General features: G+C 69.3%; 14 protein-coding genes. 5 read left to right on the forward strand and 9 right to left on the reverse strand.

What is annotated here, in order from left to right:
- Positions 1–26: 26 nt before the first annotated feature.
- The 8 genes from PV789_RS10090 to PV789_RS10125 all read right to left on the reverse strand — a co-directional run bounded on the left by PV789_RS10090 (position 27) and on the right by PV789_RS10125 (position 12,568).
- A complete protein-coding gene (locus tag PV789_RS10090; RefSeq protein WP_274977152.1) occupies positions 27–2,339 on the reverse strand; it encodes a type IV secretory system conjugative DNA transfer family protein in 2,313 nt (770 codons plus the stop codon).
- Positions 2,336–4,135 (reverse strand): VirB4 family type IV secretion system protein, encoded by a 1,800-nt coding sequence (locus PV789_RS10095; protein WP_274977153.1) that lies wholly within the window; start codon positions 4,133–4,135, stop codon positions 2,336–2,338. The genes PV789_RS10090 and PV789_RS10095 overlap by 4 nt, the downstream gene beginning before the upstream one ends.
- Complete coding sequence (locus tag PV789_RS10100) at positions 4,135–5,064, reverse strand: PrgI family protein (RefSeq protein ID WP_274977154.1); 930 nt, start codon at positions 5,062–5,064, stop codon at positions 4,135–4,137. Before PV789_RS10100 ends, PV789_RS10095 begins: the two co-directional genes overlap by 1 nt.
- Positions 5,065–6,510 (reverse strand): TrbL/VirB6 family protein, encoded by a 1,446-nt coding sequence (locus PV789_RS10105; protein ID WP_274977155.1) that lies wholly within the window; start codon positions 6,508–6,510, stop codon positions 5,065–5,067.
- A complete protein-coding gene (locus PV789_RS10110; RefSeq protein ID WP_274977156.1) occupies positions 6,510–6,863 on the reverse strand; it encodes a pilin in 354 nt (117 codons plus the stop codon). Before PV789_RS10110 ends, PV789_RS10105 begins: the two co-directional genes overlap by 1 nt.
- 191 nt (positions 6,864–7,054) lie before the next feature.
- The gene (locus PV789_RS10115) at positions 7,055–7,798 is read right to left on the reverse strand and encodes a sigma-70 RNA polymerase sigma factor region 4 domain-containing protein (RefSeq protein WP_274977157.1); all 744 of its coding nucleotides are present in this window, start codon (positions 7,796–7,798) and stop codon (positions 7,055–7,057) included.
- A 542-nt stretch (positions 7,799–8,340) separates the two neighbouring features.
- On the reverse strand, positions 8,341–9,909 hold the full coding sequence (locus PV789_RS10120) for a tetratricopeptide repeat protein (protein WP_274977158.1): 1,569 nt from the start codon (positions 9,907–9,909) through the stop codon (positions 8,341–8,343).
- 580 nt (positions 9,910–10,489) lie between these two features.
- The gene (locus PV789_RS10125) at positions 10,490–12,568 is read right to left on the reverse strand and encodes a tetratricopeptide repeat protein (protein ID WP_274977159.1); all 2,079 of its coding nucleotides are present in this window, start codon (positions 12,566–12,568) and stop codon (positions 10,490–10,492) included.
- 692 nt (positions 12,569–13,260) lie between these two features.
- Here PV789_RS10125 and PV789_RS10130 point away from each other — a divergent pair.
- Both PV789_RS10130 and PV789_RS10135 read left to right on the forward strand, forming a co-directional pair.
- Positions 13,261–13,737: a hypothetical protein gene (locus PV789_RS10130; RefSeq protein ID WP_274977160.1), complete on the forward strand. Its 477-nt coding sequence runs from the start codon at positions 13,261–13,263 to the stop codon at positions 13,735–13,737.
- Position 13,738: 1 nt separating this feature from the next.
- Positions 13,739–13,957: a hypothetical protein gene (locus tag PV789_RS10135; protein WP_274977161.1), complete on the forward strand. Its 219-nt coding sequence runs from the start codon at positions 13,739–13,741 to the stop codon at positions 13,955–13,957.
- Here the strand turns inward: PV789_RS10135 and PV789_RS10140 are convergent, their stop codons facing one another.
- Entirely contained in the window at positions 13,958–14,824 is an 867-nt protein-coding gene (locus PV789_RS10140; RefSeq protein ID WP_274973384.1) for an IS5 family transposase, read from the reverse strand. It lies immediately after the preceding gene.
- A gap of 130 nt (positions 14,825–14,954) precedes the next feature.
- Here PV789_RS10140 and PV789_RS10145 point away from each other — a divergent pair, with 130 nt between their 5' ends.
- The 3 genes from PV789_RS10145 to PV789_RS10155 all read left to right on the forward strand — a co-directional run bounded on the left by PV789_RS10145 (position 14,955) and on the right by PV789_RS10155 (position 18,976).
- Positions 14,955–17,108 carry a tetratricopeptide repeat protein gene (locus PV789_RS10145; protein WP_274977162.1) on the forward strand — a complete coding sequence of 718 codons (2,154 nt, stop codon included), beginning with the start codon at positions 14,955–14,957 and terminating at the stop codon, positions 17,106–17,108.
- Positions 17,109–17,247: 139 nt separating this feature from the next.
- Complete coding sequence (locus tag PV789_RS10150; RefSeq protein WP_274977163.1) at positions 17,248–17,673, forward strand: hypothetical protein; 426 nt, start codon at positions 17,248–17,250, stop codon at positions 17,671–17,673.
- Positions 17,674–17,698: 25 nt separating this feature from the next.
- Complete coding sequence (locus PV789_RS10155) at positions 17,699–18,976, forward strand: tetratricopeptide repeat protein (RefSeq protein ID WP_274977164.1); 1,278 nt, start codon at positions 17,699–17,701, stop codon at positions 18,974–18,976.
- Positions 18,977–19,140 lie beyond the last annotated feature (164 nt).

The raw sequence follows: 19,140 nt of genomic DNA on the forward strand, positions 1-19,140 counted from the left end.
ATCCTCCCTGTTGTGGTGGTGTGCTCTCACCTGCGTGCGGTGGAGGTGGAATGGCGGCGGGCGGCCTTGCGCACAGCGGTCGCCCGGCCCTTGACCGGGGGAGGCAGAGGCCGGGTGCGCAGGGTGAAGGAGGGCGACAGCGCCCCGTGGTTGACGAGCCGGGCGGCGGCCTGGAACGCGGCGAGGTGGCTCAGGTCGTGTTCGCCCAGGTTGGGACGTACATGGCGGGCCAGCACCCGGGCGTCCTCGGGGGAGACGTCGAAGTAGACCTTGGAGCGGGCGTTGGCGGAGACCGCCTCGCGCAGGTCCCGGGGCAGTTGGGACAGGTCCTGGTGGGCCAGGACGAGCCCGGCGCGGTAGGCGCGGGCCTCGGCGAGCATGTCGTCCACCCCGTAGGGCAGCGTCAGGAAGTTCTGCGCCTCGTCCAGGTAGATGGCGATGTCGGCCCGGTCGGCCTCGGCCTGGCGGGCACGGGCCAGCACGGCGTTCCACACCTGGGACAGCAACAGCGAGCCCAGCAGGCTGGAGGTGTCCTCGCCCAGCACGCCCTTGGGCAGGCGCGCGATGACGATCCCACCGGTGTCCAGGTGCGTGCGCAGGTCCAGGCCGTGGGTGGTGGTGGCCAGCAGGTCCCGGGCGAATCCCCGCAGCAGGACGGACCGGAGTTTGTTCATCAGCGGTGCGGTGGCGTGTGCGCGGGCCGGTCCGGACTGCTGGTCGAACCACTCCCAGAACCCCTTGAGCACGGGGTCGGTGATGGAGGCGGTGACCCTGTTGCGGAACGAGGAGTTCTCCAGCAGGCGGGGGATGTTGGCCAGTCCGGCGTTCTCGGTCCCGGCCAGGGTCATGCACGCCGACCTGAGGATGTCCTCGGTGCGCGGCCCCCAGGAGTCGGTGAAGATCCGCCGGAAGATCCCGGTGATGGTGTCGGCGGAGCGGCCGCGGTCGTCGGAGGCCAGGGGGTTGAGCGCAGGGGGAGGGGCGTTGTCGTCGGGGTCGATGAGCACGACCCGCTCGACCGCCTCCTCCGGCATCCGCGACAGCAGCATCGCGGACTCGCCCTTGGGCTCGATGAAGACCAGCCCGCGACCCTTGCGGATGTCGTCCAGGGCCATGTTCAACAGCAGGGACGTCTTGCCGGTACCGGTGCCACCGATGATGTGCGTGTGATGGCGGGCGTCCGCAGCCCGCTGCCCGACGATCCGGGGCGGGCCGCTGTCGGAGCGCCCCAGGACCCGGGCACCGGGTTCGTCCTCGGCGAGCCCGGGCGGCGGCGGAACCGGACGGGCCGGCGCCCGCTCCAGACCGGCCACGGCCTCGTCCAAGGGAAGATGCGCGACGGCGGCCAGCTCCTTCGCGGACAACAGGTCGCCTCGACCAAGGAACCGCAGACGCGACAGCACGGCCGCGACCAGGGGTGTGCGGCGGCGCTTGTAGTGGTTGTGCAGGCTGAAGGCGGAAAATGCCCCCGTGATCGCGTGGGCGCGCCCGCGACGGCGCTGCCTCCCCTGAGGCTGCTCGGCGGGGGTGGTGACCAGGTACCGCACCACCGTGTCCAGCCTGGGCCGCACACTCTTGGCGAGGATGGCACGCACTTCACCGGACACCTCGGGGCGCAACGCGGCCCAGGAAGCACTGCGCCGGTTGCCACCAGGGGTGATCGCGTCGAACAGACCCGCCTGCACACTGTGCGCGGACCGCAGCCGAGCAGCGGCCTGGTTCGCCTTGTGCAGACGCAAACCGGTCACCGGGCGGGCCGCCACCTGCACCAGAACCTTCTCCCCGGGCACCGGAGAGCCAGAGGCACCGAGAAGCCCGCGCAGGGGATCCTCCTCATGGGAGGCGGCGATGGGGTAGTGGTCGGGACGCGCCAGACGCAGGACTCCACCATGCGCACCCACGCCGTCGACGGGCGAGGGCACAGGGATGGTGGTTGTGGACGCGCCGGGCCACGCGGCCTCGACCGCGCGCTCCACCAGGTGAGGCGGAACGGAACCGGGCACCCACATGCGGATCCGCAGCCCGGTCTCGTCCGTCTCGTACTCCCACACCACGTGCGGTTGGCCGAACAGGGCACGCTTCCACGCCGGGTGCAGCAGGCCGAGCATCTGCGTCCAGAACGCCTCCGCGCCGGCCATTTCGGCGGTGGGCGGCGACAGGATCTCCACCAGCCGGGCGTTCCGGCTCCATCGCAGGTGGCGCGTCCACACCAGGATCCGGCGGCACACGACCAGTACGGCTCCGATCACCGGCACCCACCACAGCGGTGCCAGGACGCCGAGGAGGAGCCCGAAGAGCGTGGCGACCACGTCCACAACATCGGTCACGGCGCTGTTCACAGCAGGTCCTCCCCGTCCTCGTCCTCCAGCCAGCCCAGGCCCGCAGGAGAGTCCGGTGACGCGTGGGCGGCCAGCTCAGCGGGGTTGGTGGTGACCAGGGCGTGCTCGGCGTCGCTGGCCACCACCCGGTAGGCCACCCGCAGATCCGCGCCGCTGCACAACAGGGCATCGCCAGGGGAAGCGGTGAGCAGGTACTGCTGCTCACCCTCGGAGAGCCCGAAGGCCTCGGCGATCTGGCCGATGGCTTGGGGAGCCTGGCGCATGAGGACCTGGGTCGCGCTGTTGGCGACGATGGCCTTGCCCAGGTCCGACCCCAGTACGTCAGCCGCGTCCTGTGTGGCCACCGTCAACCCGGTCCACCGCTTGCGGGCGGCCTTGGCCAACCGGAACAGGAACCGGGCGCCCTCGGGCTCGGACATGAGCAGCCAGCCCTCGTCCACCAGGACCATGCGCGGATGGTCGGGAACGCTGTCGGCGACGGTGCGCCAGATCGAGTCCAGCGCCAGCAGCGTGCCCACACCCTTGAGTTCGTCGGGGAGGTTGCGCAGCGACCAGGACACCACATGCCCGGTGGGCCGCTGTGTGGTCGGAGCGCGGAACAGTTCGGCGTAGGAGCCGCTCACGAACGGCACCAGTTGGGCGGCGAGTTCACGCGCGTGCTCGTCGGTGTCGTCTTCCAAGGTGGCGACCAGGTCGGCCAGGAGCGGCGCGGGCCGGGACCAGGTGTGCTCGTCGGCGGTGATCCCCGCCCGGCGGTAGGTGGCGACCAGGGCGCGGTCCAGCGCTGCGTGCTGGCGGGCGGACAGGGCGCCGCCGAGCATGAGGGCCATCAGGGTGTGCAGGAACAGGGCGCGCCTGCTGACCGCGTCACGGGAGGCCGCCTGGTCCAGGGCCAGGTCCAAGGGGTTCAGGTGGACGCCGGGTGCGCCGAGCCGGATGACCGTGCCGCCCACCGCCGTGGTGAGAGGGGTGTACTCGTCTTCAGGGTCCACGACCGCGGCGGTCACACCGGAGTACAGCGACCGCAGCAGGTCCAGCTTGCAGAAGTAGCTCTTTCCCGAACCGGAGCGGGCCAGCACGACGGTGTTGTAGGTGTCCATCGACCACCGGTCCCACACCACCACCCCGGAGGAGGTGGCATTGAGGCCGTACAGCACCGCGCGTTCGCTGGTCTGCACGGCCAGGTCCGGGCTGGCGAAGGGGAACGCGGCCGACAGGGCACTGGTGTCCATGCTGCGCCGCTGGTCCAGCAGGTCCACGCCCAGCGGCAACCCGGAGATCCACCCCTGGAGCTGGCGGTAGGAGGCGGGGCGGGCGTCCAACAGCATGGAGGAGGCGAGAGAGCGGACGTGGTCGACCTCCTCGGCCAGAGCCTCCTGTGAGGCGGCGTGCACGGTGAGATAGAGCCCGACCCGGAACAGCTTGCCCTCACCGCGGGCCAGCGAGGCGGCCATCTCCCGGGCGTCCTCGGCGGCGACCTCGGCCTCGAAGTCCTCCAGCTTGCCTTTCTCCGCGGTGGTGCGGCTGGAAGCCTCCAGCTTCGACATCTGCCGGCGCAGCCGGTCGGCGGCGGTCTGCGCGGGGATCGGTTCGATGTGCAGGGACACGTCGAGCCTCCCCGGGTAGGTCAGCAGGGGCTCCATCCACCCGTAGCCGACCTCTGCCGGGTAGCCGGTGACGGCCCATGTCGCGCTCACCCCGCCTCCCACACGCAGGTGGCGGACGGCGATCTCCACCTCGGCGGGCACGGCCTCGCTTTCGGAGGAGGTCTTCCTCCTGTTCTTGCGCCCGTGCATCACTTCTCCTGTTCGCTGGCGGGGCCGGTGATGACCGAGTCGGACGCCGCCAGCCCTTCGGGTGGTAGGTGACGGCTCGAGGGGTCAGCGGCCGAGGCGAGCACAGCGAAGACCTCGGGGCTGGAGAGCACAGTCGCCCGGGTTCCGGTCGCGGCCAGGGTCCGCACGGCGTCCTCGGCGCGGCGCCGCACCGCGGCGGCGGCATGGGCGGCACTGCCGTCGCTCTCGCGCACGACCAGGACGATCTGCCGTCGCAGCAGGTCCCGGGTCTGGGACAGCGCGGCCAGGTAGTCGGCGTGGTCGCGGGCGGCGCGTTCCAGTGCCGGGTGCGGCAGGTGCGGCGCCGCGCTGTCCAGGGCGTCCACCAACGGATCCAGGTGGATGGACTCGGCCCGCACCAGGAACTGCACCGGGGTCTGGAGAGAGTTCAGGTAGGACGCGAAACCGTTCACGAGCCCGTTCTGCTCCGAGGGCGTACGCAGGGCGAAACTCACCGTGGAGCACGAGACCAGGACGGCGCATCCGTGTTCGGCCAGGTCGACCACACCGTCGTCGGCGATCGACCGCACCGGCAGGTTCAGCGGGGACGGAAGCGGCGGTGGTGCGGCGTCGATCCACGACGGTACCCCGGCCGCGCCGAGGTCTCCGGTGGCTTGGCGTTTGGGGGAGCGGGCGAACCGGAACGCGGCTAGCATCAGCCGGTCCAGGCTCAACCCGTCGCGCTGGACCAGCGCCGCGGCCACCGCCGCACCCATGACCGGAACCGCAACGACCACGATCACGATCGGGGACACCAGATGGCCGAGCACCGAGTAGGCGGCCCACAGCCCGATCCCCGGAACACCGATGATCACCAGTTGGCGGGCGGTGAGTCCGGCCAGGATCTTGTCCTCGCGCTCCACGTCGGCGGGCATACGTACACGTGACACTCAGGGCCTCCTCCGAGGACGGGAACGGGTTGGGGGATCGAACAACGCGGGTTGCTGAGGGCGTGGTCGGGGCGGTGGCAGGTTGCGGGCTCCGGGCAACATCTCCTGCCGGGGTGTGGGTTCCTGCCACTGCGGCAACGGCTCCTGACGCCACCTCGGGGGCGGCGTCTGCCGGGGATGGGGCAGTTCGGGCTGGTGGTAGCGGCGCCGTTCCCGCAGCCGCGCCTGCTGAGGGCGATCGATCCGCCGGTCGATTCCGGGAAGAGGGTCCTGCCGATACGGCAGCCGAGCGGAGAAGTTCGGCAGCTCGGGTTGGTGCCACCGCGGTGCCGGCCGGGTGGGGGCGGGCGCCGGTGTTGTGGTGGGTGCACGGCTCGCTGCTCGGGAGGCGGCCGCGGTCCCGGCGGTTTTCTTCGTTGCGAACGCCCTGCCCAGGCTGCGGAAGACCAGCAGGCTGGCCGCGAGCTTGGCTCCCTTGACCAGGGGCGACTTCTGGTAGTTGAACACCTGCTTGAACGCCCAGAAGGGGATGCGCACCAGCACGTACATGCAGCAGATGATCAACAGGACGTCCATGACGCCCTGGGCCGCCTCGACGAAGTCCGGGGCGGCGTCCCGCGACAGGAACAGCACCACCATCAGGCGCAGAACCAGGGCCTGGGCGACCTGGATCACTATCAGGGCTCCCATCGCCCGCCACCACAGACGGGCCAGTCCGTCGATCTGGGGGAGCGCGTGACAGGCCAGCGCGAGCGGGGCGACGGCGGCCAGCAGGATCCACAGCACGATCCGCACGATGGCCGCCAGCATGAAGAAGAAGACCAGCAACGAACCGATCAGCATCAACAGCAGCACGAGAAGCGCCTCACCACCGGGATCACCCAGCACTCGGGCGAGCGTCTCGGTGATGTTGTCGACGGTGGCGGCACCGTCGAGCATGGTCACGGAGATACCGTTGGCCAGCTCACGCATCATCTCGGTGAGCAGGAACGAGGCGTTCGCGCCCACGAAGCCCAACACCACCCGGGGCAGCAGCTCCTTGAGCCCGGCCGAGGTCTGCACGGTCTGGTAGCTCATCAGCAACACCCCGGCCGCCACGATCACCAGCAGGTACAGGCTGTTGGTGACGGCCAGCACCTCACTCCACGCGGTCCTGACCCCGTCGGTCGGGGGAGGGGTGGACAGAGCGGGCAGCGCCGCCAGCGTGATCGTGAACTCCACGCTCTCTGCCACGAAGTCTGCCACCCAGACATGGAAGCCGACCGAGACCCGGCAACCGTAGTCGAAGGTCCCGCACTCCTCGGGATCGGTCGGCGCGGGCTCACCCGGCTCCTCGGGAACGTCTGCGGGGACCGGTGCGGCTTCGGCGCCTGTCGGTGCTCCGACCAGGACTACACCGCTGAGGGAGAGGATGAGGACCGCCACAGCCCACGGTCGCGGTCTCATCACAGCCCCACGAACCCGCGCAGGATCTGCACCAGGATCGGTGCGAGGATCGCCACCAGGTAGCCCAGCGCGGCGTACTTGAGGGTGTCCTTGGCCTTGTTAACCTCACCGGGGTCGCCGCCGGCGAGCAGGTAGCGCAGCCCGCCGATGGTCAGCAGCAGCGTGGCCAGCACCACCAGCAGCCCGACGATCCAGTTGCGGATGTTGGTGATGACGGCGTCCAGGTCGGTGACCCCGGGATCCTCGGCCTCCTGCGCCCACGCGGGCCACAACTCGGCTGAGGCCAGGACGACGCTCACGGTCACCACGCCGACCACCAGGACTGGGCGAAGATATCTCCTGAGAGCTTTCATGATCGTCACCTCGATTCGGTGAAACCCCACAGAAAGCAGGGAAGGCACGCGAACCAAAGGGCCGGGGCGAAGGGCCGATCCCTCCTTTCACTCAAAGGCTGTATCGGTAGGCGCTCGATACCTGCTCCGCCCCGGCTGTCGTGCTTCCTCTGCGGGTGAGGAGAGATCCCTCCTCACCCATCAAGAGGAATTCAGGGCGCGATAGCGCTCATCGTCTCCGTGGACTTCTTCTCTTCCAGGGCGGCCGTCAGCTTCTCCTCGGCCGCGCGGCGCCAGCGACGTGCGGTGATGTAGGTCAATCCCAACTCCTCGGCGACTCGGGCCAGCGTGCTGCGCTCCAGCCGGGTGCGGGCGATCAGGTCGGCCTCCACCGGGGACAGGGTTCCGGCGAGAACGGCGTCGGCCAGGACGCTCACCGGCCCCCGCCCCTCGGCGGCCTGGTCGGTGGCGTGCGCGTTGGGGTTGTACTCCACACACCGGTGCGTGTCGCGGGCGTGGCGGTAGCCGTAGCGGTTGGCTGTGTTGGCCACCGCCGACCACAGCCGCGATCCCACATCGCTCACCTCAAGGGGTAGGGAGCGCACCTGTTCCAGCAACGCGGTCAACATCTCCGCCTCCACATCGGGGATGTGCTGGGGGGACACCCGCGCGTACCGGGAACAGGCCACCACCATGCGCGGCAGCATCGCCCCTGCCGCGATCACCGTCCAGGTCGCCTCGCCCGCCCGGGAACAGGCGAAAAGGCGGTGCCAGAGGGCATCAGTGACTTCCTGAGGGGCGTGACGCAACAGCTCTATGGCCTGAGTGGCGCTCACCTGCCGGGCGTCGACCTCGTCCAGATCCGAGGTCGGCAGCGTCGCCTGTCTCGGGCCGCGGATGATCAGTTCCATCGAACGCCGCAGCACCTCAAAGGGCCGCTCTTGGTCGTGCACCATGACAACTCCCTTCGTGTTGGGAGTTCCATGGAGCACAACTTGATTCGCAACAAATGAGCAGAAGATCAGCAATGTGGTCTGCAGAAACCAACGAGGGGCGATGCTGACGGCAAGGAAAACTTGCTGCGGACGCACACAGGCGGAACTTGCGAACGCACGCAAGCTGAACGGGTCCGCGCCGATCTCTGGCTTACTGGCCTAGGGATAATTCAGGGGGCCTACGACAAGGCACTTCGCGCTCCGAACAGGGATTTCCCTGGATAGACGTAGAGCACCGCGGAGAAGATGTCCTTTGTAGCAACGGGTCCAAATATGCGTGACCACTTCGCTCTCTGGAGGGTCACCATGTCTGTGCTTCGGTACTTCTACATCTTCAAGAAAATACGTGAGCACGCGGCCTCTACAGGGATGGAGGATGGCTGGTAAATAGTGTAGTAATTCCCCATGCCCGCACTCTGGCGACGGCCGATCTGGTTCACTTGTCGGTGGCCAGAAACCAGCGAAACCAGCAGCGGACGAGCACCCCCGACGCTACGGCGGAGCTACTCAGCACTCTCCGCATCCCGGGCCCGCTGCCTCCAGACTTCGGCCTCCTCCACCCGACCCGCCTCCTTCAACAGGTTCACAAGGAGGAGTATCACGTCGGTGTGACCTTGTTCGGCAGCTTTCCGGTACCAGAACTCGGCCTCCTCCACCCGACCCGCTTCTTTTAACAGGAACCCGAGGAGGAGCATCGAGGCGGTGTCGCCCTGCTCAGCACCTTGGAGCCACCAGGTCTCTGCCTCCGTCTTCCGCCCCGACCCAAGCAGTAGTAGCCCGAGGAGGAGCACTGCTTCGGTGTCGCCCTGCTCAGCACCTCGGAGCCACCAGGTCTCTGCCTCCGCCAACCGATCCGCCTTGTGCAGCAGGTACCCGAGGTTGACTGTCGCGTCGGTGTTGTTGCCCTGGTCGGCCGCCCAGAGCAACCAGGCCGCGGCGTCCTCTGTCTGTCCCTGATCCGCTAGCAGGATGCCAAGGTTGTTCATCGCGCCGGTGTCGCCCTGCTCAGCACCTCGGAGCCACCAGGTCTCTGCCTCTGCCTTCCGTCCCGATTCCTTTAGCAGGACCCCGAGGTGGAACATGGCGGAGATGTCGCCCTGGCCAGCCAGAGGGCGCCAGGCTGTTTCGGCGATGTCGGACCGCTCAGCATGGTAAGCCATGAGCCCGACGTCGAAGCGGTCCCGGTCAGTGGCCGCATCCAAGGCGATGCGCCAGACCGCGTCGGGCAGGGTGTCCTGGGTGGTGAGATAGTCGAAGGGCCGCCACCGGAGGCCTTTATGGTCGGCTGGCACCAGCAGTCCGGCCATGCCGCTGCGTGGCCGGGTGGCCCATTCCCAGGCCCGGTCGGCCTCTTCGGGCAGGGGCGGCGGATGGGGCAGGTAGGCGGTATGAGCAGCATGGAGCTGTTCTCGGGTCAGTGGACTCGATACCCCAGCTCGGGCCAGGCCCACCGCTACAGACACCAGTGCGTACCCGCGTGGGTGGCCACTGTCGGGACCGTGGTTCCAGGCCTGCTGCAGGTAGGGGCCTGCGGCCAGCTGCTCGGCCACGCCGAAGCGCTCATCGGCGGCGGCCCGGACCAGGCGCTCATCGCCCGTGGTGCGGGCACGCTCACGCTCTTGCACGCTCCAGAGGCGGTCGAGAGCGACCGGCGGGGTTTTGAGCACCGCATACCCCACCCCCTCTGCCCCCGGGGTGGGGTCGGTAGCGCTCGGACGCAGGGAATCCAGCCGTTCTCGACGGATGGTGGCGGCCACCACCGCGCCAGCCTGGCCCAATTCGGCGACCAGAGCCGGGGTCAGACCCGAGGCACTCAGGTGACGGTCCAGGTCGTCCAACCACACCACCCACCCCCGCGGTGCGCTTCCGGCACTCGCCCTGAACCAGGCGGGCAGAGGGCGCAGGTCGGCGTCCTCAGGCGGGGACACCAGCATCCGCTCGGGCAGCGTACGGGCCAGTGCCTGGGCCAAGGCCCGGGTCTTGCCCGCGGTCGAGGGCCCGGTCACCAGCACCAAGCCGCCGCGCGGTGCGACCGCAGCCGCGGCTAGGCGCCGGTCGAGTTCGTCGTCCACATCCCTAGCCACGTAGGGGGGCAGGTCTTCGCCATCAGGGCTAGGGAGGGCGTCGTGGGCACCCAGTTCGTGCGCATCGGCCTGGTGGGCGGGCAGGGCCACCTGCACCCACCCCGGCACTGGTGAAGTCGCCGGGGCGGTTGGGTGGTGCACGGTGACCGGGCCGTGGATGTCCCTGGCTTGGAGTGCGGTGCCATGGTTGTCGCCCGCGCGGTTGTCTACCGGCGTGCTTGCCGGGGCAGGCGAGGGTGACGGCACCGGGGAGGAAGGGGTGCGGTGGGGCCAGGCTAAGGCCAGGGCTGTGGCGGCTAGGACGAAGGAACCGGTCCCTGCGGCCCAGGAGAGCTCCTCTAATCCGAGCAGCAACAGGGAGGCTCCCAGCACTGCCAGCGAGGCCGCTCCCACGGCCGCGAGGACCCATACCCATGTTCGTCGCATGCGACGAGTCTGCCGCCTGAGCGGCGTTCTCGGCCACGCCTGTCAGGATCCGCACTCGCAGGCCACGCTAGCTGCTCTTATCAGAGGACGGAAACAGGAGAAACCAGCAGCGGACAAGCGCGCCCCGACACTACAGGCGGGCTCACTCGGCACCCCCCATCTCCTGGGCCCGCCGCCGCCAGGTTTCGGCTTCCTCCACCCGACCCACGTTCGCCAGCAGGTTTCCGAGGTTGAACATCGCATGGGTGTGGCCCTGCTCGGCGGCCCGGCGCCACCACTTTTCGGCTTCCTCAACCCGCCCCACCTCCATCAGCAGGAATCCGAGGTTGGACATCGCGTTGGTGTGACCTTGCTCGGCAGCCCGCCGGAACCAGGACTCGGCCCCATCCACCTGACCTGCCCTTATGAGCCATATCCCGAGATTGAACATCGCGCTGACAAGGCCTTGGTCGGCGGCTTGCCGGTACCAGGCTTCGGCTTCCTCCACCCGACCCACGTTCGCCAGCAGGTTCCCGAGGTTGAACATCGCGTAGATGTGGTCTCGGTCGATCGCTTGCCGGTACCAGCTCTCGGCTTCCTCGACCCGACCTACCTCCATCAGTAGACTCCCGAGGTTGCTCATCGCGTCGGTGTGGTCTCGGTCGATCGCTTGCCGGTACCAGCTCTCGGCTTCTTCTAGCCGCCCCACCTCCATCAGCAGGTTGCCGAGGTTGCTCATTGCACCGGTGTCGCCTTGCTCAGCAGCCCGGCACCACCATGTCTCGGCTTCCCCCAACCGGTCCGAATCTCTCAGCAGGAGCCCGAAGCTGCTCATCGCGCTGACAAGGCCTTGGTCGGCGGCTTGCCGGTACCAGCTCTCGGCTTCCTCAACCCGGCCCACCTCCCTCAGCAGGAGCCCAAGGTTGAACATCGCGCTGACAAGGCCTTGGTCGGCGGCTTGCCGGTACCAGCTCTCGGCTTCCTCAATCCGACCTTCTTCCCTAAGCAGGTTCCCGAGGTTGGACATGGCGCCGGTGTCGCCTTGCTCGGCCAACGGGAGAAAAGCGGCTTCGGCGATGTCGGCTCGGCCTGCGCGGTAGGCCGTGAGGCCGACGTCGTGCCGGTCCTGGTCGGTGGCTGCGTCCAAGGCCGCGCGCCACGCGGCCTCGGGCAGGGGGCCCTGGGGGGCGAGGTAATCGAAGGCCCGCCACTGGCTGCCCTGGTGATCGGTGGGCACCAACAGCCCGGCCAGTCCGCTGCGCTGTTGGATGGCCCATAACCAGGCCTGGTTGGCTTCCTCCGGCAGAGGCGGAGGTGCGGGCAGGTAAGTGGTGTGGGCGGTGTGGATCTGTTCGCGGGTCAGCGGGCTCGATACCCCCGCTGCGGCCAGGTTCACGGCGGCGGCGACCAACGCGTAGCCGCGCGGGTGGCCGTTGTCGAGACCCTCGAGCCACTCCTGTTGGAGTCGGGGACCCGCGGCCAGTTGCTCGGCTACTCCGAACCGCTCATCGTCTGCGGCCCGTACCAGGCGCTCATCGCCGCTGTCACGCGCCCGCTCGCGTTCGGGCGTGGACCAACGGCGTTCGACGATGACCGGTGTGGTCTTGAGCACCGAGTAGCCTGCTCCCTCTACTGCATGGGCGTGTTCGGTGGAGGTCGGGCGCAGGTCCTTGAACCGTTTGCTGCGGATGGTGGCGGCCACCACTGCGTCGGCATGGCCGAGTTCGGTGACCAGAGCGGGAGTCAGCTCTGAGGTGCCCAGATGGCGGTCCAGGTCGTCTAACCAGACCACCCACCCCTGCGGTGCCTGTGTGGCTTGCTCCTTGAGCCAGGCGGGCAGGGGGCGCAGGTCGGTGCCCTCGGGCGGGGCCACCAGCATCCGGTCGGGTAGGGTCCGGGCTAGTGCGGCGGCTAGGGCGCGGGTCTTGCCTGCGGTGGAGGGCCCGGTGACCAGCACCAGCCCGCCGCGTGGTGAAGCCGCCGCCGCGGCCAGGCGCCGGTCGAGCTCGTCGTCCACATCCCGGTGCACGTAGGGGGGCAGGCCTTCACTGGCAGGGCCGGGGAGGGCGTCGTGGGCGCCCAGTTCATACGCATCGGCTTGGTGAGCGGGCAGTGCCACCTGAACCCATCCCGGCACGGGCGAGGCCGCTGGGGCGGGCAGGGAGTTTACGGTGACCGGCCCGTGGATGGCCCCGGCTTGTAGCGCGGTGCCGTGGATAGCGCCCGTGCTGCGGTTGTCCACCGAGGTTCTCCCTGCCACAGGTGAGGGTGCCGGCGTCGAAGAGGAAGAGGAGGAGGGGGTCTGGCTTGGCCAGGTTAAGGCCAGGGCCGCGGCGGCCAGGACGAAGGACCCGGCCCCTGCGGCCCAGGAGAGTTCCTCCAGCCCGGGCAGCACCAGGGAGGCGCCCAGCACCGCTAACGAGGCCGCTCCAACGGCCGCGAGGATCCACACCCATGTTCGTCGCATACGCCGATTCTGCCGCCTGAGTGGCGTTCTCGGCCACGCCTGTCCAGATCCACACTCGCAAGCCGTGCCAACTGCTCTTGTGGGGGCAGATTTAGGGAAATCGGGACGCCCGGCAGCGAGCGCAACCCAGGCGAGGAGTGGTGGGTTGGAAAGGCGCTCTACCTAAACCGCACTCTCCGAAGGGCGGGTCGGTCCCGGTGCGGTCTGTCTGATGCCTGCCCCATGGCTCGACCGCCATCATCAGCCCCGAAGGGGAGCACGCCGCCATTCGACTCGCGGAAGGTCGCAGGCGCAGCGGCACTGGGCTGGTCCTGCCGGGTGGCCGGATGCGGCCAGGGTGGGGGTTTTCGACGGGAAGCGCGCAGGTGCGTACCGGGGGCGGTTAACGTGTCTTTCCCACACGTTCCCCGGCCCTGGCCGGGGCCAGAAAAAGGGCGGGTACGACCGTGGCCGATGACAGTTCTGAGTTGGTGGAGCAGACCGCTACCGCCCTGGTCCGCGTCATGGCCTCCCACGACGGCCCCGCTTGGGCGCCGGTCCGGGAGGAGTTCTCCTTGTTGTTCGCCAAGGCCGCCCATGTGGCGGCCTCGGAGCTGGACCGCTCCCGCACCGAAATAGCCCAGGACCCGGCTTTGGCTGTAGAAGCAGTCGGGGAGTGGAAGGCCAAGCTGCGCCGCCTGGTGGGCGCCAACCCTGAGGTGACCGCGCCGATGCGCCAGGCCCTGGAGAGGCTGGGCGCCGCCAGCACTCGGGCCGGGGTGTCGAACACCCTGATCGGTGATGTCCACGGCACCGCGGTGCAGGCGCACACCATCCACGGCGGGGTGGCCAACACGGTGAAGCACCACCACGAGGGCACCCGGGTGGAGCAGACCGGGGCTGTGGCGGGCCGTGACGTGATCGGGGTGCAGAACAACCACCACGGCCCGGACCGGAAGGGCTGAGGTGCCCAAGAAGAAAAAGAAGGCACGCCCCCAGTCCACCCGCGTGCAGCAGTCCGGACCAAGGGCGAACCGTGACGTCATCGGAGAGCAGAACAACCACTTCTACGCCGGAGTGGAGGGTGCTGCTTCGCTGGCCGCGGAGCTGCCCGCGGTGGAGGCCGGCTTCACCGGCCGCACAACCGACCTGGCCCGCCTGAGTGACTGTTGGGTATGCGGGTGATTACACGGCCTGGTCGGCAGAGCGGTTGCTCCACCGCTCGCTCTGACCGGCCAGCCGTGTGGCCATCAACCGGATCATCGCGAGCTTGACCATGGCCTCCGAACCCGTGGTCAGACGTTCGTAATCGCGCGCCAAACGGCGGTTGCGCACCAACCAGGCGAACGTGCGCTCCACCACCCACCGGCGCGGCAGCACCTGAAACCCCCTGGCGTCGTCGCTGCGCCGGACGATCTGCACCACTAACCGGAACGTCTCATACGCCCAGGTGAGCAGGCCGCTGTCGACCTTGTTCGCGTACCCCGCGTCAGCCCATACCAGCCCCACCGTCGGGAACCGGGCCGCCAAGGTCTCCAAGACCCGGCGCCCACCGGGGCGGTCCTGGACCGAGGCCGAGGTCACCGCGACCACCAGCACCAACCCCAACGTGTCCACGACCAGGTGGCGTTTGCGGCCCTTGGTGCGCTTGCCCGCGTCGTAGCCGCGGTCGGTACCGCCCTCCCCGGTCAGGATCGACTGGGAGTCCAACACCGCCGCCGAGGGGTCCCGATCGCGGCCCGCCTCCTCGCGGACCCGGGCGCGCAGGGCGTCGTGGATCCGATCGATGGTGCCGTCGGCCCTCCAGGTGCGGTACCACCGGTAGGCGGCGTCCCAGGGGATCAGGTCGTGGGGGATCATCCGCCACTGGCAACCCGAGCGCAGCACGAACAGGATCGCGTTCCAGACCAGCCGGTCGTCGTATTTGCGGGGTGCTCCGCCTTTGGCTTGGTCGCGGACGGGCATGAGGGGCTCGATCACCTCCCAGACGGGGTCGGAGAGGTTAGAGGGGTAGCATGGGCGGGCGTCCCCGCCGGACTTGCATCTGCACACACAGCGCAATTCTGGCGGGGATGTTCTGTTCTCCCGCCAGCGACCCGGGCCGGTCACCTCACGCAACCACCCGCATACCCAACAGTCACTGAGAGCCGCTCTGGACCCCGCCCAAGCCGAGGGGGCGCCGGTGGTGGTCGCGGCCGGGATGGGCGGGGTCGGCAAAACCCAGCTGGCCCTGACCGCCGCCCACCAAGCACGACGCGAGAAGGCTTTCTCGCGGGCACTGTTTTTGGACCTGCGCGGCTACACCACCCCCGTCAACGCCCACCGCGCCCTGCAGTCGCTGCTGGTCTCCCTGGGCGTCGCGGAAGAAAGGATCCCCGAGGAGGAGGGGGCCCGGGCCGGCCTGTACCGGGCCACCCTGCACGCCCAGGCGAACGAGCACGGCGGGCCGGTGCTGGTGGTGGCCGACAACGCCTCCCACCCCGACCAGGTCCAACCCCTGGCCCCCGGCCCGGGCGGGCACCGGCTGCTCGTCACTTCCCGCGAACGCCTGGGCTCCCTGCCCGCACGGCAGGTGAAGGTGGGCACGCTCACCGATGAGGAGGCCTTCCAGGTAGTGGTGGCCGACCTGCGCCTGGCCGACCCCGACGACGAACGCGTCCACGATCTGCAGGGTCTGACAGCTTTAGCCAAGGCGTGTGCGGGGCTGCCGCTGGCGTTGCGTATCGCGGCCGGGCAGCTCAAGAACGCCCCCGACCTGCAAGCTGGTGAGCTCGCTCGCACCCTGGCCCATGGGGCCGACCGCATCGTCCACTTCACGGACCACCGCGAGCTCGTAGCGGTCTTCGCCTCCTCCACCGCCCGCCTGCCAATCGAGCAAGCAGAGCTGTTCACCCTGTTGGGGATGGCCCCGGGACCCGACATCTCCACCGCGGCCGCCGCGGTCCTGGCGGGCACGGACGAGCCGGGGGTGTTGGTGCAGTTGCGGGGGCTGGCCGCCTCCCACCTGCTCACCGCCTCCCAGGGGCGGTGGTCGATGCACGACCTGGTCGCCGCCTACGCCGCCACCCGGGACGGCCCCCACCTTCCTTCCCGCTTCCCCCGGGCTCGGCGCCGCCTGCTCGACCACTACACCAACCGGGCCGTCGACGCGGTCCGGCACCTGAGGGCATTGTCGGGCCAGGAGGTGCCGGGTACCTTCGCCGGGCCGGAGCAGGCGTGGGCGTGGCTGGACACGGAGCGGGCGGTGCTGATCAACACCGCCCACACCGCTCACCGCACCGGCCATGCCCGGGCCACCACCTCTCTGCCGCTCAACTTGGGCCACTACCTCAGCCGGCGGCGGCTTTTCTCCGACCTGATCACCCTCACCCGCCTGGCATTGGACACAGCTCAACGCCAGGGCAACCGAACGAATCAGGCGGTGGCGTGGAACAACCTCGGCGGTGCCCTGCACGAGGTGCGCAGGTTCGAGGAGGCGCTCGAGGCGCACACCTGCGCCCGCGACCTGTTCCAGCAGACCAGTGATGTCCATGGTGAGGCGGTGGCGTGGAACAACCTCGGCAACGCGCTGCGCGAGGTGCGCAGGTTCGCCGAGGCGCTCGAGGCCCACACCCGCGCCCGAGATCTCCACCGGCAGCTGGGTGATGTCCATGGCGAGGCGGAGGCGTGGAACAACCTCGGCAACGCGCTGCAGGAGGTGCGCCGGTTCACCGAGGCGCTCGAGGCGTACACCCGCGCCCGCGGCCTGTATCGGCAGCTGGGTGATGTCCACGGCGAGGCGGGGGCGTGGAACAACCTCGGCAACGCGCTGCAGGAGGTGCGCCGGTTCACCGAGGCGCTCGAGGCGCATACCCGCGCCCGCGGCCTGTATCGGCAGCTGGGTGATGTCCACGGCGAGGCGGGGGCGTGGAACAACCTCGGCAACGCCCTGCGCGAGGTGCGCCGGTTCGAGGAGGCGCTCGAGGCGCATACCCGCGCCCGCGACCTGTTCCAGCAGACTAGTGATGCGCATGGTGCGGAGAACGCCGGTGCGGGTGTGGGTATCGCGTTGGGCGGGCTTGAGCGCTGGCAGGAGGCGGTCCAGGCCTTGGAGGGGGCAGTAGCTTTCTTCCGACAGATCGGCGACCAGCACTTCCAGGGGCGTGCGGGCTACGAGCTGGGCCTGGTCTACCACCGGTCCGGCTCCCTCGGCCGGGCCGTGCCGGTGCTGGAGGAGGCGGTGGAGCTGCTGGACTCAACGAACGACCCCTACCACCACAACCAAGCTCGGGAAGCGTTGGATAAGGCCCGCGCTGATAGCGACGGCGGACAAGAGCCCAACGACGACCAGAACTGAGCGCAGGCGCCTCAGGGTGCGGGTAGGGCCGAAGCGGGTACTCGCGCCACCCCACCACGCCCCGGGGCGGGAAAGAGATGCCTGGCTGTTTCCGGCGAATCCCTGCCCACCGCGGCCCGGGCGGGGAACAATCACCCGTATGGGACACAGGAAGGCCTGGGTGTTGGTCCTGGGCGTGATCACGCTGGTGTTAGCCGGGTTCTGGGCAGCGCCCCGGTTCTTCCCCGACCTGGGATGGGGGCTGAACGAGCTCAACCAGATCGCCGGCATCGCCTCCCTGCCCGTGGGAGTGGCGTCCCTGCTGGTCGGCCTATGGGCCCTGCGCTCTTCCTCCACCAGCCAGACCTCGTCCGCACCCTCCCCGGGGGGTGTAGTGAACACAATCACCGGCAACTCCTCAGGAACCACCGTGCAGGCCCACACCGTGCACGGCGGCATCGGCAACACCACCCACCGCACCGGGGACCACGTCGACTTCTCCGGCGGCACCTTCTACGGCCCGGTCACCGGCAGACACGAGGAACACCACAGTCCCGACACCACCCGCAACGACGAGCACCCATGAGCGACCCCACCCCCACACCCCGCCCGTGACCGTCCCGGCCGCTCTGGACGCCCTGCTGCGCCAGGTCGGCGTGGATCCCAAAGACATCCCCGTGGAGGTGGGTGAGCGCGCCGGGTTCTACCGGGCCGCACTCCAAGCCCTGACCCGAGCCGACGAACGCGGTCGTCCGGTGCTGGTGATGGCCGACAACGCCCACCACCTCGACCAGGTCGAACCCCTGCTGCCCTGCCCCGGCGGACACCGGCTCCTGGTCACCTCCCGCGCCCGGCTGACCGTCGATGGCCACCAGCCCCTGTCCCTGGACACCCTGCCCACAGACGAAGCCGTCGAGCTGATCACCACCCGGCTGGGAACGGGCGATCCCCGCATCGGCGATACCGAAGGGCTGGGCGCGTTGGTGCAGCGGTGCGGCCAGCTGCCGTTGGCGCTCAAGATCGCCGCCGCCCTGCTGGCCCGCACACCGCACCTGCAACCCGGCCAGCTGGCCCAACGCCTGGACGAGACCGCCCAGTTCACCGACGGGCGCGATGACCTGAGCGCGGTGTTCGCCGCTTCCCTGGACCACCTGCCCCCAGAGCGGGCGCGGGTATTCGCTCTGTTGGGCTCCCACCCCGGCCCCGACATCTCCACCGCGGCGGCCGCGGCCCTGACCGGCATGGAGCCCGAGCAGGTGGAAGAGGTGTTGGAGGATCTGGCCGCCGCCCACCTGCTTACCACCCACCCCGGTGGGCGATGGAGCATGCACGACCTGCTCGCCGACCACGCCCGCCACCACCCCCTGCCCGAGGAGGACGCCGAGCAGGGTGGACAGGAGGGTCCCCGGGAGCGGGCTGTGGTCCGGTTGCTGGACTTCTACACCGCCACCGCCGATGCGGCCGATGACCACCTGCGGGCTCTCAAAGGCGACACCCCACCCCAGGTGTTCAATGGCCGATCCCAGGCGCTGGTGTGGCTGGATGCCGAGCACGACAACCTCATCGCCGCCGTGCACACCGCCCATCGGATCGGCCACACCACCACCGCCATTCGCCTGCCCTCGTGCTTGGCCGTGTACCTGGGCCTGCGGCGCCGGTTCGAGGAGGCCATCGCCGTGCACACCCTGGCCCGCGACACCGCCCACCAACACGACGACACCCACAACGAGGCAGTGGCGTGGACCAACCTCGGCAACGCCCTGCGCCAGGTGCGCAGGTTCGAGGAGGCGATCGATGCCCACACTCGAGCCCGCGAGGCCTTCCAGCAGGTGGGCGACGCCCACGGTGAGGCGACGGCGTGGAACAACCTCGGCCTTGCCTTCCGCTAGGTGCGGCGAGGGCAGGAAGCTCGCGAGGCGTTCGAGCGGGCCGTGCAGGGGTTTCGCGCTACCGGGGACGAACACCATCTGGCTGGCACTCAAGGCAACCTGGCTCGGTTGCGTCAGCGGTCGCGGCGGTGGTGGCGGTTCTGGGAGTGCTAACCATCCCAGCC

Origin of the sequence: Nocardiopsis camelliae (genome assembly GCF_028993595.1) — a bacterium.
GTDB classification, from domain to species: domain Bacteria; phylum Actinomycetota; class Actinomycetes; order Streptosporangiales; family Streptosporangiaceae; genus Nocardiopsis; species Nocardiopsis dassonvillei.

What these genes read in the sequence shown, in the direction of transcription:
- PV789_RS10115 (WP_274977157.1), bottom strand. Translation starts at nt 7,798, where the DNA reads ATGGTGCACGACCAAGAGCGGCCCTTTGAGGTGCTGCGGCGTTCGATG.
- PV789_RS10150 (WP_274977163.1), top strand. Translation starts at nt 17,248, where the DNA reads ATGGGACACAGGAAGGCCTGGGTGTTGGTCCTGGGCGTGATCACGCTG.
- PV789_RS10110 (WP_274977156.1), bottom strand. Translation starts at nt 6,863, where the DNA reads ATGAAAGCTCTCAGGAGATATCTTCGCCCAGTCCTGGTGGTCGGCGTG.
- PV789_RS10105 (WP_274977155.1), bottom strand. Translation starts at nt 6,510, where the DNA reads ATGAGACCGCGACCGTGGGCTGTGGCGGTCCTCATCCTCTCCCTCAGC.
- PV789_RS10095 (WP_274977153.1), bottom strand. Translation starts at nt 4,135, where the DNA reads ATGCACGGGCGCAAGAACAGGAGGAAGACCTCCTCCGAAAGCGAGGCC.